13 protein-coding genes and 3 pseudogenes are annotated in these 16,588 nt (G+C 67.3%); 5 read left to right on the forward strand and 11 right to left on the reverse strand.

Features of this window, described 5'->3' with window-relative positions:
* Positions 1–14 precede the first annotated feature (14 nt).
* The 4 genes from SLQ33_RS22250 to SLQ33_RS22265 are packed head-to-tail and all read left to right on the forward strand — an operon-like array spanning position 15 to position 5,738.
* Complete coding sequence (locus tag SLQ33_RS22250) at positions 15–1,190, forward strand: M24 family metallopeptidase (protein ID WP_413467705.1); 1,176 nt, start codon at positions 15–17, stop codon at positions 1,188–1,190.
* The gene (locus SLQ33_RS22255) at positions 1,190–2,332 is read left to right on the forward strand and encodes a M24 family metallopeptidase (protein ID WP_319456053.1); all 1,143 of its coding nucleotides are present in this window, start codon (positions 1,190–1,192) and stop codon (positions 2,330–2,332) included. The genes SLQ33_RS22250 and SLQ33_RS22255 overlap by 1 nt, the downstream gene beginning before the upstream one ends.
* 10 nt (positions 2,333–2,342) lie before the next feature.
* Complete coding sequence (locus tag SLQ33_RS22260) at positions 2,343–3,305, forward strand: enoyl-CoA hydratase/isomerase family protein (RefSeq protein ID WP_319456054.1); 963 nt, start codon at positions 2,343–2,345, stop codon at positions 3,303–3,305.
* A gap of 3 nt (positions 3,306–3,308) precedes the next feature.
* Positions 3,309–5,738 (forward strand): CaiB/BaiF CoA transferase family protein, encoded by a 2,430-nt coding sequence (locus SLQ33_RS22265; RefSeq protein ID WP_413467697.1) that lies wholly within the window; start codon positions 3,309–3,311, stop codon positions 5,736–5,738.
* Here the strand turns inward: SLQ33_RS22265 and SLQ33_RS22270 are convergent.
* The 10 genes and pseudogenes from SLQ33_RS22270 to SLQ33_RS22315 all read right to left on the reverse strand — a co-directional run bounded on the left by SLQ33_RS22270 (position 5,735) and on the right by SLQ33_RS22315 (position 14,865).
* Entirely contained in the window at positions 5,735–6,877 is a 1,143-nt protein-coding gene (locus tag SLQ33_RS22270) for an amidohydrolase family protein (protein WP_319456055.1), read from the reverse strand. The two genes, SLQ33_RS22265 and SLQ33_RS22270, sit on opposite strands and share 4 nt — an antisense overlap.
* 146 nt (positions 6,878–7,023) lie before the next feature.
* Positions 7,024–7,408, reverse strand: a pseudogene (locus tag SLQ33_RS22275) (VapC toxin family PIN domain ribonuclease).
* A 97-nt stretch (positions 7,409–7,505) separates the two neighbouring features.
* Positions 7,506–7,658: pseudogene (locus SLQ33_RS22280) on the reverse strand (type II toxin-antitoxin system VapB family antitoxin); the annotation flags it as partial.
* A 132-nt stretch (positions 7,659–7,790) separates the two neighbouring features.
* Positions 7,791–9,122: pseudogene (locus SLQ33_RS22285) on the reverse strand (AMP-binding protein); the annotation flags it as partial.
* A gap of 84 nt (positions 9,123–9,206) precedes the next feature.
* Complete coding sequence (locus SLQ33_RS22290) at positions 9,207–10,103, reverse strand: mycofactocin-coupled SDR family oxidoreductase (protein WP_413467698.1); 897 nt, start codon at positions 10,101–10,103, stop codon at positions 9,207–9,209.
* 72 nt (positions 10,104–10,175) lie between these two features.
* On the reverse strand, positions 10,176–10,976 hold the full coding sequence (locus SLQ33_RS22295; RefSeq protein ID WP_319456057.1) for an acyl-CoA thioesterase: 801 nt from the start codon (positions 10,974–10,976) through the stop codon (positions 10,176–10,178).
* 49 nt (positions 10,977–11,025) lie between these two features.
* Positions 11,026–11,742, reverse strand: coding sequence for a TetR/AcrR family transcriptional regulator (locus SLQ33_RS22300; protein ID WP_319456058.1), 717 nt, complete (start codon positions 11,740–11,742; stop codon positions 11,026–11,028).
* A gap of 206 nt (positions 11,743–11,948) precedes the next feature.
* Positions 11,949–13,112 (reverse strand): sulfotransferase, encoded by a 1,164-nt coding sequence (locus tag SLQ33_RS22305; RefSeq protein ID WP_319456059.1) that lies wholly within the window; start codon positions 13,110–13,112, stop codon positions 11,949–11,951.
* An 8-nt stretch (positions 13,113–13,120) separates the two neighbouring features.
* Complete coding sequence (locus SLQ33_RS22310) at positions 13,121–14,152, reverse strand: NADPH:quinone oxidoreductase family protein (RefSeq protein WP_319456060.1); 1,032 nt, start codon at positions 14,150–14,152, stop codon at positions 13,121–13,123.
* 71 nt (positions 14,153–14,223) lie between these two features.
* On the reverse strand, positions 14,224–14,865 hold the full coding sequence (locus SLQ33_RS22315) for a TetR family transcriptional regulator (protein ID WP_319456061.1): 642 nt from the start codon (positions 14,863–14,865) through the stop codon (positions 14,224–14,226).
* 35 nt (positions 14,866–14,900) lie between these two features.
* Here SLQ33_RS22315 and SLQ33_RS22320 point away from each other — a divergent pair, with 35 nt between their 5' ends.
* Positions 14,901–15,749 (forward strand): ferritin-like domain-containing protein, encoded by an 849-nt coding sequence (locus tag SLQ33_RS22320; RefSeq protein ID WP_319456062.1) that lies wholly within the window; start codon positions 14,901–14,903, stop codon positions 15,747–15,749.
* 23 nt (positions 15,750–15,772) lie between these two features.
* Here the strand turns inward: SLQ33_RS22320 and SLQ33_RS22325 are convergent, their stop codons facing one another.
* Positions 15,773–16,588: an acyl-CoA dehydrogenase family protein gene (locus tag SLQ33_RS22325; protein WP_319456063.1), complete on the reverse strand. Its 816-nt coding sequence runs from the start codon at positions 16,586–16,588 to the stop codon at positions 15,773–15,775.

Genomic DNA, 16,588 nt, shown 5'->3' on the forward strand with positions numbered 1-16,588 from the left:
CGGACCGGACCAGGATGTACCGCGAATGTGGGGCCCGGCTGCGAGCCTCCATGAAGGAGAAGGGCGTCGACGCAGTCGTCCTGCTCGGCAACGGCAACGTCGTCTACGCGACCGGCGCGAGTTGGCCGCTGCTCGACGCGGGCCTTTCCCACGTGGAACGCCCGGTGGCGATCGTGCTCGCCGACGACGAGCACCCGCACCTGTTCATGCCGTTCCGCGAAGGCAGCGCCTTCGAGTCGGAGCTTCCCGACGACCACGTCCACGGTCCGCTCTATCTCGAGTTCGACGAGGGTGTCGAGCATTTCGCGAAGGTGCTGTCCGGCCTGGTGCCGTCGGGCGGGACCGTCGCGGTCGACGAACTGACCGGAGCGATGCGGCGGGCGGCGGGCCGACTGTTCCCCGCGGGCCCGCCGTCGGACGCGGCGTTGGTGGTCGGCCCGGCCAAGCTGGTCAAGACCGTCGACCAGATCGCGTGCATCCGCAAGGCGTGTCGCATCACCGAGCAGGCGGTCACCGACGTGCAGAAGTCGCTCGCGTCGGGCGTGCGGCAGATCGACCTGTCGGCCGCATTCGTGCGGCGGGCATTCGAGCTTGGCGCCACGGCCAACATGCTCGAGGCCATCTGGCAGGTAATGCCCACCACCAGGGACAGCGGCGGGGTCTGGACCACCACCGGCGATCTGGCGCTGCCGCTGTTGACGACGGAGAAGGAACTCGCCAAGGGCGACGTGCTGTGGACCGACGTCAGCATCACCTACGAGGGGTACTGCTCGGACTTCGGGCGGACCTGGGTGGTCGGCGAGGAACCGTCGCCCCGGCAGCAGGCGCAGTTCGCCAAGTGGCGCGACATCCTCGACGCGGTGCTGGCGGTGACGAAGGCGGGCGCATCCTGCGGTGACCTTGCCCGCGCGGCCATCGCGGCCAACGGCGGCAAGAAGCCGTGGCTGCCGCACTTCTACCTGGGCCACGGCATCGGCACCAACGCGGCCGAAATGCCCATGATCGGAACCGATCTGGGCCAGGAGTTCGACGACAACTTCGTCTTCCCGGCGGGCATGGTGCTCGTACTCGAGCCGGTCGTCTGGGAGGACGGCACCGGCGGATATCGCAGCGAGGAGATCGTGGTCATCACCGAGGACGGTCATCAGTCCATCACCGACTACCCCTACTCACCGTATGGAGCGTCGTAATGGTTGAACAGATCCTGCCCGACGACCTTGCACTGCGCACCGGCCGACGTGAGCGTGCGCTCGCGCAGATGGAGGCAGCAGACCTCGACATCCTCGTGCTCGGCCGCCAGGCCAACGTCCGGTACGTCACCGGGGCTCCGCAGCTATGGGTGGCGGGCACGCGTCCGTTTGCACCGATCTGTGTGCTGGTGCGGGCCAGCGGGGAGATCCACCTCAACAGCAGCTGGGACGAGGGCATCCCCGAGGAGATCGGGCACGACCACCTCTACGGACTGGCGTGGAACCCGATGACGAACATCGACGTGCTCAAGCAGATCGCGGGCGCCTCGACGGCTCGACGCGTCGGAACCGACGCCATGTCACCCTCATTCGACCAACTGCTGCCGATCGCCTTCCCCAATGCGGAGCTCGTCGACGGCGAGGTCGCGATGCGGGCGGCGAGGCGCACCAAGACCGCTGAAGAGATCCGCGTGCTCCGCGGTGCGCTCACCGTCGCCGAGATCGGGCTGGCCGCAGCGGTTTCCGAGCTCGCGCTGGGTACCACGGAGCAAGCGCTGACCGGCGTGATGCTGGAGGCGATGGCCGCAGGCGGCGTCAGCACTTCCGCCACTCAGGACGGAGCCTGGGTGACCTCCCGCGAGCATTCGTGGCGGGTGGGACGGCGTGACGTCCGAGTTCAGGACGGCGATTTGGTGGCGTTCGCCTCTGGCGCGCTTGCCGACGGCTACGTGGGCGAGGTCGCTCGCACCTGGCCCGTGGGTGAGGTCAGCGGAGCCGACGCGCTGTACCGACGCTCGAATGACCTGTGGGAGCGGCTCGTTGACGCGTGCCGGCCGGGCGCGCCCGCAACTGACCTGTTCACCGCGTACGAGGCCGCGGGCGAGTCGCTGCCACCGATGCCGGTGGCGCACGGGCTCGGGCTTGGCTTCGACCCGCCGGTGATATCCCCGGACCTGCCGCAGACGTCCGCAGGGGAGGTGCTCGACCCAGGCATGGTGTTGGCCGTCACGGCGTACGTGTGGGAGCCCGGCGTCGGCGCGGTGTTCAGCCGCGACGCCGTGCTGATCACCGACGACGGACCCGAGGTGTTGACGAAGAGCGTGACCCCGTTCCACGGCAGCGCTGCCGTCGGAACCAACTGAGAGCGCGGGTATGTCGAAGAAGCCGAAGAAGCGGCCGTCGGCCGAGGAGATCATCCGCTACGAGAAGGACCCGAAGACCAAGATCGCGACGATTACGTTCGATCGGCCCGACTTCCTCAACGCGCCGACGTCGGACGCACGGTTGCGCTACGCGGACCTGATTCGCGCATCCAGCGTCGACAACGACGTCAAGGTGGTCGTGATCCGCGGCGTCGGAGACAACCTCGGCAGCGGGGCCGACCTTCCAGAGTTCATGGAGGGCAACGACGATCCGGAGCTTCGGCTGCGGGAGCTCAAGGTCGAGGGCATGGGCGTCGAGTATCCGCCGAAGGGGTCGTTCCGCAACGGCGCGACGATCAGCGGGTGGTACGCCAACGTGCAGGCAGGCAACCGGCCACTGCAGGAGCTCAAGAAGATCAGCATCGTCGAAGCCAAGGGGTACTGCTACGGCTGGCACTTCTACCAGTGCGCCGACGCCGATCTGGTGATCTCGTCCGACGACGCGCTGTTCGGCCACCCGTCGTTCCGCTACTACGGCTGGGGTCCGCGCATGTGGACCTGGGTTCAGATGATGGGGTTGCGCAAGTTCCAGGAGATGGTCTTCACCGGAAGGCCCTTCACCGCCGAGGACATGGAGAAGTGCAACTTCCTCAACAAGGTGGTGTCCCGCGACGAACTCGAAGCCGAGACCCAGAAGTACGCCTTGGCGTGCGCACGCAACCGACCGGTCGACACCGTCTACATGCAGAAGCTCTTCTTCGAGGTGTACAAGCAGCACCAGGGCGAGTACATGGGCAGCCTGTTGTCGGCGTTCTTCGAGTCGATGGGCAGCGGCGTGACCAACGACGACGACCACGACCTGGACATGCACGAAGCCATCGGCAGCGGCCTGGCCGCTGCGGTGAACGCCAACGACGACAAGTTCCCTCCCGACTTCAGGCTCAGCAAGAAGAACCGGGCGAAGAAGGACTAGCTGGTGACCGAGCATCCGCTCGACGGGTACGTCGTCATCGATCTTTCGAGTGGGATCGCCGGGGCGTACGCCACGAAGCTCCTTGCCGACGGCGGCGCGGACGTCGTCAAAGTCGAAGCACCGGACGGTGATCCGCTGCGCCGCTGGTCGGCGTCGGGCGCGCCGATCGAACCGGACGACGATGGCGCGCTCTTCGCCTTCCTGGCGTGCTCGAAGCGCAGTGTCGTCGTCGACCCCACCGTTGCGGCGGACGTCGAGTCGCTCGAGCGGCTGTTGGCGTCGGCCGACGCGGTCGTCTGGTCGCGTGGCTCGGCCGTCGCCGAACTCGCCACAATGGCACCTGACGAGCTTCACCGTCGGCACCCGCAGCTCATCGTCACCGCCATCACGCCGTTCGGCCTCGAGGGTTCGTGGCACGACCGACCTGCGACCGAGTTCACGCTTCAAGCGTGGTCCGGCGGTGCCATCGGCATCGGGCGCGGCACGCAGGACCGCGCGCCGGTGCACGTCGGCGGCCAGGTGGGGGACTGGGTGTCTGGTGCGTATGCGGCCGCCATGACGTTGGCGTTCCGCGCCAGGGCCCTTCGCGACGGGCATGGGGAACTCATCGACCTGTCGATGCTGGAATGCCAAATCCTTTGTCTCACGTATTATCCCGTGACGTACTTCGAGACGCTGGACCGCCCGTGGCGCACCGAGCGCAAGCCAACGGTGCCGGGCGTGGCTCAGGCGCAGGACGGTCTGGTGGCGCTCGGATGCGGCACTGCCCAGCAGTGGCACGACCTCTGCGCGATGTCGGGCCACGACGAATGGATCGACGAGGGTACAGAACTCACCATCACCGAGCAGGCAAACCTCCACGCCGAGGAGCTCTACGAGTGGCTGCGCGACCAGAAGGTCGACGACGTCCGCGAGCTCGCATCGGCGTTCCGGATCCCGAACTCGCCAGTGGGCAACGGCGAGAACGTGACTGCCATGGATCACTTCGTCGAGCGGGGGGCGTTCGTCCGCAATCCGCGCGACGGGTTCGTCCAGCCCAACCACCCGTACCGGCTGAGCGGCGTCACGCTGCGCGCCCCGACACCCGCCCCCCGACTCGGCGAGCACACCGCGATCGTGCGCGCCGGTCCGCCCAAGCCGGCGCCCGTCAATCCGGCTGGCCGAGATCGGTTGCCGTTCAGCGGGCTTCGCGTGCTCGACATGACGACCTTCTGGGCGGGACCGTCGTGCACCCACGCGCTGGCGATGCTCGGCGCCGAACTGATCCACTTGGAGTCCACACCGCGCCCGGACGGCACCCGGCTCATCGCGGGCATCCCCGCCACCGAGGATCTGTGGTGGGAGCGCTCACCGATCTTCTCGGCACTCAACACCAACAAGAAGAGCGTGACGCTCGACTTCCAGACCGAGCGCGGCCGCGAACTACTGCGCGCGCTGATCGCGACGTGCGACGTCGTGGTCGAGAACTTCACGCCGCGCGTCATCGACCAGTTGGGGTTGGACTTCGACACCGTGCGGGGGCTGCGCGACGACATCGTCATGGTGCGCATGCCGGGCTTCGGTCTCGACGGGCCGTGGAAGGACAATCCGGCGTTCGCCTACATCATCGAGGACGCGTCCGGATTGAGTTGGCTGACGGGCTATCCCGACCGCAGCCCCTACGAGCCCTATTCGGTAGGTGACCCCAACGCCGGCGTCCACGCGCTCAACGCGCTGCTCCTTGCGCTCGAGCATCGGCGGCAGACCGGCCACGGTGTGCTCGTCGAAGCGGCCATGGTCGACGCGGCACTCAACATCGCCGCGGAGCAGGTGATCGAGTACTCCGCCTACGGAACCCTGCTGCAGCGCAACGGAAACCGTGGGCCCACTGCGGCACCGCAGAACGTCTACCAGTGCGCGGGCGTCGACGAGTTCGGCAGGCCCGACTGCTGGGTGGCGATCGCGGTGGCGACCGACGCGCAGTGGGTCGCGCTGCGCGACGGCATCGGCGGGCCGGACTGGGCACGCGACGAGCGGCTCGCGCGTGTCGACGGGCGGCGGGCGGCGCACGACTTGATCGATGAGCGGCTCGCGCAGTGGTGTGCTCAGCGCACCGGTGACGAGATCGTCGAAATACTCTGGCCCGCAGGTGTTCCCGTGGCCAAGGTGATGCAGCCGCACCGACAGACCGAACTAGCGCCGCTGCGCGAGCGACGCTTCTTCGAGCACGTCGGCCACCCCGTGAACATCGCCGCGCCGCACAGCACGCTGCCCGTCCGGTTGGCCAGTGGACCGTCGACCTTTCACCGGGAGCCAGCGCCACTGCTCGGCGAGCACAATAGCGAAGTGCTTGGCGCGCTTGGCGTGACCGACGACGAGCTCGCCGCGCTCGAGGCGGACGGCGTGATCGGCACTGCGCCCGCGCTGGGTGGCCGACGCAAGGCCGCCCGTTAGAAGACTCTGACCTGACCTTCGAGCGCGGGGACGGTGTCGGGCAGCTTGTAGGTCTCGATCCCGTTGCGGAACATGATGGTTTCGCGGGCGTGCTCGGGTAGGTGCTTGACCAGCCAGCGCGGGTCGTCGAACGTCCAGTGCGGGTAATCCGAGGAGAACAGCAGGATCTTCTCGCACTCCATCCACTCGAAGGCCCGCATCAGCTCGGTCTTGTCCTCCGGGTAGTCCAGGGGCTGGGTGGTGAACTTGATGTGGTCCTTTACGTACTCGCTGGGCTTGCGCTTGATGTCCATCCACGACTTGCGCTTGGCGTAGATGGCGTCCATGCGCCACATCAGCGGCAGGATCCAGGTGAAGGCGTGCTCGACGAAGACGATCCGCAGCGTGGGGAAGCGGTCGAAGACCCCGTCGAAGATCAGGCTCATCACCTGATTGGCCGCCAAAAGCGAGTAGGTGGTCATGAAGTCGTGGTTGTAGCTGGGCAACCCGACCGGCGGGATGGGCAGTTCCTCGAAGTGGCTGCGCGAGAGGTGGCAGCTGACCGTGATGTCGTGTTTCGTGGCGGCCGCCCAGACCGGGTTGTACACGGGGTCGCCCCACGACGGCCGTCGCTCCGCCTTGATGAGGATCTGTGCCATGTAGGGGTGCCCGGCCCACTTCTCGATCTCCGCGGCGGCCGCGTCGGGCGCTTCGATGGACACGCAGATGGAACCGCGCCAGCGTTGGTGCCAGTTGTTGTGACTGTCGAGCCAGTGGTTGGCCTGCCAATCGTTGAGCGCCTGACTCATCGCTTGGTCCGCCTCGGCCAGGCGTGCGGGATAGGCGCCCGGTTCGAGGATCGCGATGTCGGAGCCGGCCTCCATGATCAGCTGCCTGAAGGCCAGGTCCGGGTCGCTGCCAGGGAACTGGCCGTCGGCGGGGAAGGTGTCGGCGCGCATGGCGTAGGAGTGTGCGTAGTCGGGTGCGTCGTAGTAGATCAGGTCCCCGTACGGATGGGTGCCGAAGTACTTGCTGCGCCAAGGCTCGGGGATGTACTGGCTCAACTCCCCGCTTCGTGGGGTGGGGTGGACGTCGGAGTCGACGCAACGCACGGCGACGTGTTCGGCGGCGGGCGTGCGTGCTGTGGTTGTGACGGTCATCGTGGGCTCCCGATCGCAGGGCACTACCTCTAGTTGTACGCGCGCCGTTGGGCCAGAACCAGCGATCACGCCGAAATCGCGGACAGCAACCCGTCGACGGCTCGAACACCTACGGAGGCCCAAATGCCGCCGACCTGGAGGAAGCGCTACTGGTCGGCGCTGAGGACGCGCCGCGCTCTGACGTCGGGAAGGTGGCGCTGTGCGAGTTCGTAGTCGGCGTCGTCATGGAGGACTACTAGGCCTCTGGCTGCGGCTGTGCCGCAGATCAGCAGATCGACAACCGACAAGGCACGCACCGCACCAGCGCCAGCGAGCCGGTGCTGCGCCGCATCCATCCACCGCCACACGGATTTCGGCACTGGCACATCGGGGTAGACGTCACGAAACATCTCGTTCATCTGATCGAACTCGTCCGCATTCCGCGCCGATCGGCGGAACTCGGCTCGTTGTGGTTCGCACGATCCGACGGCGCCGCTGAGAAGCGAGGAGTTCCAGGCCTCGGTGAGCTCCGGTTGTCGTTGGAGCCGCCAGACCGCGGAGGAATCCACCAGCAGGTGGATCAAGTCCCGACGGCCTTCTCGTCGGCCCGCGCGGCGAGCCAGCCCTCGTAGTCCCAGCCCTTCGCCTGCTCGCGGGACCGGGCCAGCGCCTCGATGCGCCGGAACCGCTCGACGTAATCGCGCATCGCGAGGTTCACGGCTTCCTTCTTGGTGTGTACCCCGGCGATCCGCATGATCTCGGCCAGCGCTTCGTCGTCGAGGTCGATCTGTGTCACCGACACGACAGCCTCCTCATGTTGGTAATGTTTAGATGGAGCATACATCACCAACATATTGGGGGCCTGGCTTGTTGGGCCGCCACCACCGACCTCAAGCAGCCCTAATTCGTGTCAATCGTCGCTGCGACTCGACTGCTCGTCGTCGCGGCCCACCACGAACAGCCGGCCGGCCGTGTCGAGTCGGCCCATGTCGCCCGTCGCCGTGAAGCCGTCGAACAGCGTTGCGCTGCGGACGAAGATCTGGCCAACCTCGCCGACCGGAACCTCACGGCGGTCCGCGTCGAGGATGCGCACCTCGGTGCCGGCTGCTGGCCGGCCCGCGGTGTCCGGCGCCGCGCGGAGATCGGCCGGAGTGGCAGTGGCGATCAACCCCGCCTCGGTCGTGTTGTAGTTGTTGTAGACCACGTCGCCGAACTCGTCCATGAACGCCGTCACGACGTCCGGCCGCATCCCCGAGCCGGACGCGGTGACGAAACGCAGTGCCCGACAGGGGTACCGGCGCCTGGTCGCGTCGGGCAGCGCCATGATCCGGTCGAACATGACGGGGACGACCACCAACCCGGTGGCCCGATGCCGGTCGACGAGCTCCAGGGTGGCCTCCGGGTCGAATTGTCGACGGGTCACGATCGTGGTCGCCATGAACGCGGCGAAGCTCAGCTGCGAATAGCCCCACGCGTGGAACATCGGGGCGGCGATCACGGTGACTTCCTCGGCGCGCCAAGGGATGCGGTCAAGGATTCCCTTGAGCTCGGCCGCCCCGCCGCCGGACGTCGACCTGGCGCCCTTCGGCGTGCCGGTGGTGCCCGCCGTGAGCAGCACGAACTTGCCCTTGCGGTGGGCGCGTGTGGGGCGTCGACCGGTATGCGCCGCGATCAGCGCATCGGTGGTGAGTTGGTCACTGGGGACGGATGATTCCGTCCAGCCGAGCACGCGGGTAGTGTCGGGTCGCTCGGCAAGGGCGCGGTCGACGACGTCGGTGAACTCCTCGTCGTACACGACCACGTCGACCTGCTCGCGGGCAACGACCTCGGCCAGCGCCGGGCCCGCGAACGAGCTGTCGAGCAGCAGCACGTCGACGCCGAGCCGGTCCGCGGCGGTCAGCGTCGTCACGAACCCCCGGTGGTTGCGGCACATGATCCCGATGTTGCGCGGCGGCACCGGCGGGCAGGAGCGCAGCGACTCGGAGGATGTCACGGGTAGCGCCTGCAGCCCCGCCGCAAGGGCATCGGCCCGCTCGTCGAGCTGCTTCCACGTCAGGCTGCCGATTTCGTCGACGAGACCAGGCCGGTCCGGACACCGCTGCGCGGCGATGGCGAAGCCAAGGGTCACCGAGCTGCTGCCGCGTGCCGCCGCGATCATCCGAAGGTACTTGTCGGGTCGCAGCGGAGCGAGCACTCCGGCGCGCACCAGCGTGCTCAGGGTGGCGGACAGTTCCCCGAATCCGATTGCCAGCGAACGTGATTCCATGACTCAGCCAGGGCTCGCGTCGGATCGGAGGACCTCGTCGTCGCTCATGAGGTCGAGTGTGGCAGCCCGCCGGGCGGGCCGCAGTTACTTCAGGCAGCTGCCGCCGTCGACCGGAAGCGCGACCCCGGTGATGTAGCGGGCCTCGTCGGAGGCCAGGAACAGCACGGCGTTCGCGACGTCCTCGGGCTCGACCCAGCCGATCGGCAGCGTGTGCATCAGCTGGCCGACCACCTTCATGTCGTCGGGACCCGGGTTCTCCAGATCGGGGCGGAACAACTTCATGGTGCCCTCGTTCATGAACAGCGGGGTGTTCACGTTGGTGGGACACACCGAGTTGACCCGGATGTTCTGCGCGCCGAGCTCGACGGCGAACGTGCGCATCAGCCCGATGACGCCGTGCTTGGCGGCGACGTAGTGGCCAGTGTGCGGGTAGGCCTTCAACCCGCCGACGGAGCTGGTCAGGATGATCGATCCGCCCCTGCCGCCCGCGAGGATGTGAGGGACGCCCGCCTTGACGGTCTTCCAGACCCCGCCCAGGTTGGTGTCGATCATGTCGGTCCAGTCGCCCTCGCTGGTCTTGTCCAGCGTCTGGCCGCCGTTGCCGATGCCAGCGTTGGCAACGATGATGTCGAGTCTGCCGAACTGCTCCACGCCCGCGTCGACGGCGGCCTTGAGCGCGTCGTAGTCGCGGACGTCGACCTCGGCGGTGTAGATACGGCGGTCGAGATTCTTGACCAGGTCGGCGGTCTCGGCCAGATCCTCAGGCGTCGACAGCGGAATCCGAACGCTGTCGATCTGCTTGCAGATGTCGACCGCGATGATGTCGGCGCCCTCCTGGGCGAGGCGCACCGCGTGTGCGCGACCTTGACCACGCGCCGCTCCGCTGACGAATGCGACCTTGCCTTCTACGCGACCCACTGTTGCTCCTCGTTTCGCAATGTTGCTGTGCACTTGCTCAGCAGCCTGACACTCAGGTGCCATTGTGTCAACGACCGCAGGGTGACCGGGGCGTTTGTACTGTCCGCTTAGAAGCGGATTCCACGACGCTTCAGGTCAGTTCGCGATGCGGAGTAGCGCCTCCTGCGCGTACGACGCGACAAGGGTGCCGTCGGCGGTGAGCAGGTCGCCCCGGCCGAAGCAGCGACCGTGAGCCAGTATCGGGCTGTGCTGGCGCAGCAGCAGCCACTGGTCGGTGGTGAACGGCCGATGGAACCAGATGGTGTGGCCCGTCACCGCCGAGGTGAACTGCGTGCCGTTGCCGGTCTGGCTGAGTCCCTCCATGGGCCGCACCGCGGTACCGATGAGGGTGAGGTCGGTGGCGTACGCGGCCAGCGCTTGCGCGAGCTCGGGATCGACCGCCGGCGTCTTCATCCAGACCTCGCACTCGGCAGGCCCGGTGGTGGTCGCGTTCAGATCGACGATCGACCGGGTCTCCCACGGGATGAGGTCGAGACCGACGACGTCGTCGGGCCCGAGTGGGACGCCGACAGGCGCGCTGCTCTGCAGCGCGGGTCCGTCCTCGGCGACGTGCATCGAGACCGACGCCGTGCCGATCGGGCCCTTGCTCTGTGAGGCGGTCATCGACAGCGTGGCGAAGGAGCGCCCCTCGTGGTGCAGCGTCACGTCGTACTCGACGGGCTCGTCGGCACGGCCTTCGCGGGGAAACAGCGCGTGAAGCGACTTGACCGTCTTCTCCGGACACACCGAAGTGGCCGCCCGAATGAACTGGGCGAGCAGCTGGCCGCCGAACACCCGGTGGTATTGAAGCCGTTGATTTCGGCCGGTGAAGTGGTTCCCCGACCGCGAGTCGCCGATGTCCAAGCACCCGAGCAGGTCGGACCAGAGCTCGGACACGCGCTCAGTGTAAGCGAAGTTCTACCGCCCTGAGAATGTAATTCTCAGGCTATTCGGCGGCGAATCCATGGGCGCAGAACTCCCACACCTCGTCGGCCGAAATCGGTTTGACGGTGGCATCGTCGGAGCCACTGGACTGTGCGACGAACATCACCGTCTGCATGGTCATGGCCGCCATGCGCTTCGGGTTGATTCCCGCGCGCAACACGCCGGCCTCGGAGGCCTGCTCCATCAGCTCGGTGAGCAGTGCGACCAGCGGCGCGTGCGCGATCTTGACCTCGGATGGATGCGAGACCAGCAGGCGCGGCGCGAAATCCGTGAAGAGCGGCCGCTTCGCGGTGGGGTCAGGGCGCGACGACTCGAAGAGCAGCGAAATGGCGACCTTCACCCGCTCCAGCGGATCGGACTGACTGGCCGTCGCGGCGCGGATCTGATCGGCGGATCGGCTGAGCGCGTCCTCGAACAGTGCCAACAACAGCTCGTGCTTGCCGTCGAACTGCAGGTAGAAGCTGCGCAGCGACTGCCGCGAACGGTCGACGACCTCTTGGACCGTGAAGTCGGTGGTGCCCTTTTCGATGATGATGGCCTGGGCGGCGTCGAGGAACCGCTGCACGCGCTGAGCAGCGCGAAGCTTGGCGGTCTTGATCGAGCGTTCGACCGCGCGCTGCTTCCAGGCGGGCTCTTCGCTCGCGCTGGTCACCGGCTCCTCGGATGCGGGCCGTGCTGGAAGAACATGGATGAACTGTACCGGAGAATGCCTGGGCATTGTGCTCCTAGACCCCCTCGCGGCCGCCGTGTCTGAGATTGTAACTTTCTCATGGCGAGAATAGTATTCTCGTTCGTGGCTTTATAACAGCCTTACCTGGAAAGTCCGCGTCTCAGTAGCCTAATCGAGCTTACGTTGGACAGCGATTTCGGCGCGCGTACCCGCACTCAGTGGGTAACCGCGCCCAAACCACACGATGGCACCCGTCAGACGGTGCTCACCTCGGCCGGGATGTCGTAGCGGGCGACGTAGTCCGCGAATCGGTCGCGGAGCTCGTCGGCCCGTAGCCCGTAGTCCTCGAGCCGGTACCCGTGGGTGCCGAAGCGCCCCTTGGGGTTGGCGTCGACGCATGCCGAGATGGCCGCACGCGCCCGGTCGTCGAACTCCCGGTGGCACGCGCCGTAGATGGTCTCGACAGTGCGCAGTGGGTCGCCGACGAGATCCGCGTACTGCACGTCGATGATCCGATGCTCGGGATGCGCCAGCCGGAAGGCCTCGATGCGATCGACGAACTCCGCGAGCAACCCCGTCCAGTGTTCGGCGATGTAGGCGGTGTGGTCGGCGTCGCTGAAGGTGCCGGTGAGCGTGGAGATGAGACTGCACGCCGACGCGCAGAGCACGGTGGGATCGCGGTGCAGGAGCACCAGTCGGGCATCCGGATACACGGCGGTCAAGGCCTCCAGCGCGATGGCGTGGTTGGGGCTCTTCAGGGTCCACGCGCCGCGCCTGCCGCCGCTCTGCAGCACCTGCAGCACCGTGCGGTGGTACTCGTACGCCGAGCGGTAGTCGGCCCCGAGCAGCCATTCGCCGTAACCGGGCACGTTGGCCATCGCCTCCCAGGTGAGACTCTTGAAGTCCTGACCGAGCAGGGTGATGCACTCGGTGGGTCCCTCGGCGTCCTCGTGATGGACGATCCTCATCCGCGGATTCAGCGACTCGAGCATGCCGATGGCGTCGTTGGCGGCGTCGACCCGTGGGCCGGCCCGGTACGTCTCGGCCGACGGCGGCGGCACGCTGTCGGCGGCCTCCCAACGCAACAGCGCCCGATTACCGGGATCCTGGTCGAGCAACTGGCTCAGGAACGTCGTCCCCGCACGGAACATGCCGATGACCACCAGCGGCGCCTCGATGCGCTCGGCGTTGATCGCGGGATTCTGGCACACCCAGTCGTAGACCCGCAGCCGGTTAGCCAGCCCGCCGATCACGTTCTGCTCCAACGCAAAACGGCCGATGTCGTTGAGCTGCGCCTGCGCGTCGACCGAGGCGCACAGGACGGTGAGTCCCTCGACGAAGTCGTCGGGCCCGAAGTCGTCGCAACCCGCGAGTTCGACTGCGGCCGCCATCAATTCGTCGGCGTTCAAGTCGGGCATCGGCGGTGTTACCCGCGCGCGATCGTCACGACGGTGCGGCCCGTTGTCTGCCGCTGTTCGTGGGCGTGCAGAGCTTCGCCGACCTGATCCATCGTGATCTGGCGGCCGATTACGGGGCGGATGGCGCCGGAGGCCACGAGTTCGAGCAGTGCGTCGTGGACTTCGCGACCGACCTCCGCGGGGAACATGTTGAGCCCGAACCTGCGGAAGTCGACGGGCAGTTCGCCGTATCCGAGGATCACGCCGAGCACCGAGATGTTGCCCATCGACACCTTGCGAAGCGGACGGCCGGTCAGCCCCGACTGTGGGTCGTCGTTGAAGCCAACGGGCACGTAACGCCCTTCGCGCGCCATGCACGTCCAGATGGTTTCGGTCTGCTCACCGCCGACGAGGTCGACGGCCACGTCGGCGCCGCGTCCATCGGTGCGGGCGTTCACTTCGTCGAAGAGGTCGGCGGCGGTGTGATCGATGGCCGACGCGCCGAGTTCTTCACATAGCCGCCCCTTTTCGGGACCGCCTGCGATTGCGATGACGTTGGCGCCCGCGGCGACTCCGAGTTGGATGACGGCCGTGCCGACCGCGCTCGCCCCGCCGACGACCAGCAGGGTCTCGCCCGGGATCAGCCTGGCGCGACGATGCAGTGCGAGGTAACCGACGTGAAACGGCAGCGTGAATGCTGCGGCCGAGGCGTCGTCCAAGTCTGGGGGAGCGTCGAAGGTGCCCGTTGCCGGCGCGATCGCGAACTCGGCCAGCCCGCCGAGGGATTGCTTGGCCATCGCGACCACCCGGCGGCCAACCCATTCGGTGGCGCCCTCGCCCGCCTCGTCGACGACGCCGCAGACGTCCATGCCGAGCGTGAAGGGGACCTGCCCCATGACGCTTGCGACGGTGCCGCGGCAGCGGGCGATGTCGCCGAAGTTCAGTGACGCGGCGGACACGGCGATGCGCACTTCGCCGGGGCCGACCTCGGGGGGCGGAACATCTTGTACTTCAAGCGCTTCCGTCGGATCACCATGGCGTACGACGCGAACAGCCTTCACCCGTCGGCCTCCTGCCGGTCTGCGCGCAACGATGTGCGCAGCGGTCACTGTAATAAGCAGGGGTGCTTATGTCAACGATCGGCGGGCGAGGCCATTGCAGCCGCCGCCATCGTCACCAGGTTGCGCACGAACGGTTCGTGGTCGAGCTGTGGACGGCCCCGCTTGCCGCGCCGTTCCAGTACCCGCGCGCGGTCGGCGATGGCGCGCAAGACGAACATCACCAACAGCGAGAAGCGCTCGGTGCGAAGGGCATCGGTGAGCAACGGGGTCCGCTCGGTGAGTAGTGCGAACACCTCGTTCCCGCCCGTGCGCGCAAGCACGTCCTGCAGCTCCGCGCTGTACTGGGCCCTGTCCTCACCGGTCAGTTCGGCGATGATCAGCAGGCAGCAGCGGCCTCTCCAGCCGCTGTCGGCCAGTTCCGCGGCGGGCCGCACGATGGCCTCGAGCACGGGTTCGAGCTCGTCGTCGGGCGTGCGTGCGGCCACGTCGAGTAGTTCGCCTTCGCGGCGAGCCAGGAACGCCGCGTGTCGGTCGATGACGGCGCAGAGAATGCCGTCACGCGAGCCGAAGTGGTAACTGAGCGCGGTCCGGTTGCGTTGACCGGCCTGACGCGTGATGTCGATCAGCGACGCGTTGAACACCCCGTCACTGGCGAATGCCCGGGCCGCGCTGTCGAGCAGCTTGGCCTTGGTCTTCGACGCGTCGGGTGGCACGCGTCAGATCCTAGGTCCGTGGCTATGCTGCAGACGTGGATCGCCGCCGCTTCCTGGCCGCCGCAGGTGTGACCGGCGTCGGTCTGGGTGCGACGGCGGCGGCAAGCTCCGAGGCCATGGCGGCGCCCGGCGGCTCCGACGCCGCGACAATGAACTTCCTCCTGAACCTCGAATACCTTCAGAGCGAGTTCTATTCGCGCGCGACCACCGGCACGGGGCTTCCGGACGACCTCATCGGCGGGGTCGGTGTTGTCGGTCCGATAACCGGCGGTCGAGCAATGACGTTTGGCGACCCCACTCTTGAGACGTTCGCGCACGCGTTCGCCTTCGACGAGCGTTGCCACGTTGAGTTGCTCCGGGACTCGCTCGGCCCGGCGGTGGTCGCACGGCCTGCCATGGACTTCGATACGGGCTTCACCGCTCTGACGTTGGCGGCCGGGCTCACCCAACCGGGTGAACCTTTCGACGCTTTCGCCGATGATCAGTCGTTCTTGTTGAGCGCCTACGTGATCGAGGACGTCGGGGTAACTGCGTACAGGGGTGCCATCTCGTCGCTCGCCAACAGGGAGTATGTCGACACCGCCGCAGGCATCCTCGGTGTCGAGGCCTACCAGGCTGGGTTCGTCAGGACCGCACTGTTCACCATGGGCCTGCAACGATCGGCCGATTCCATCTCGGCGGCCCGCGGCCGGCTCAGTGGGGGAGCCGACGAGGGCTTCGACATCGGCATGGCCATCAGCTTCGCTCCAGCGGACGATGCCGCGATGGTGTTCGCGCGAAGCCCGGGTCAGGTGCTCAACGTGCTGTACGTGAACCCCGGGGTGGCACGGTTCGGAGGTTTCTATCCCGCTGGCGTCAACGGGGAACTCGCCACCAGCGGCTGAGTCAGGCCCAGTCCGAGCTGGATTCAGAGCTGCGCCAGGCGCGGCACGGACCCGCGGGCCCGAAGTCCCGCTCCGGCCTTCCGGGTGAGTTCCCGTGAGCTGCCGAGCAATCCGTCGAGCACCAGGGCTCGTTCGACGTGGTGGTGCAGCTCGTGTTCGGCGGTGAAGCCGATGCCGCCAAGCACCTGCTGGCAGTGCCTGGCCGCGGTCAGCGCGGCCTTGCCCGCGGCGGCCTTGGCCAGCAGCGCGGTCAGATCGGGGTTGTCATCACCGGGCAGGGTCAGCGTCGCCTCGGCGCCCTCGATGGCCACCAGCGTCTCCGCCAGCCGGTGGCGGACCGCCTGGAATGACGCGATCGGCTTGCCGAACTGGACCCGGTCCAACGCATGCTGGCGAGCCAGGGTCAGCATCGCCCTGGCCGAACCGACCAGCCACCAGGCCACCGCGCGGCGGGCGTCGGGCAGTCGTAGGTGCCCGCCTTCCGCGACGCGGTACAGCGGTAGCCGGCCAAGGGTCGAGCTCTCGTCCTGTCGTGCGTAGTCCCACACCACCCAGCCTCCGCCGGCGTATGGCAGCGCGGGGGTCGAGCCCTCCTCCCGGCCGGCGGTCAGAAGCACCACGTCGTTGACTACCGAGGCGTGCGAACCCGTTTCGCCAAGGAGCCGGAACACCAGCGGTATCGCCAGCTCGGACATGTCGGTCAGCATCTCGGCCCAGCCCAGCTCGGCCAGCGCTGTGTCGAGCTCGGCACCGCAGGTCGACTGCATGGTCTTGCGCAGGGTGTCCTCGAGCATCGCGAGTGACTCGGCGTCCATCGTTGCCTCTGATTGGTCGGTCAT

Source organism: Mycobacterium sp. RTGN6 (assembly GCF_033804605.1).
GTDB lineage: Bacteria > Actinomycetota > Actinomycetes > Mycobacteriales > Mycobacteriaceae > Mycobacterium.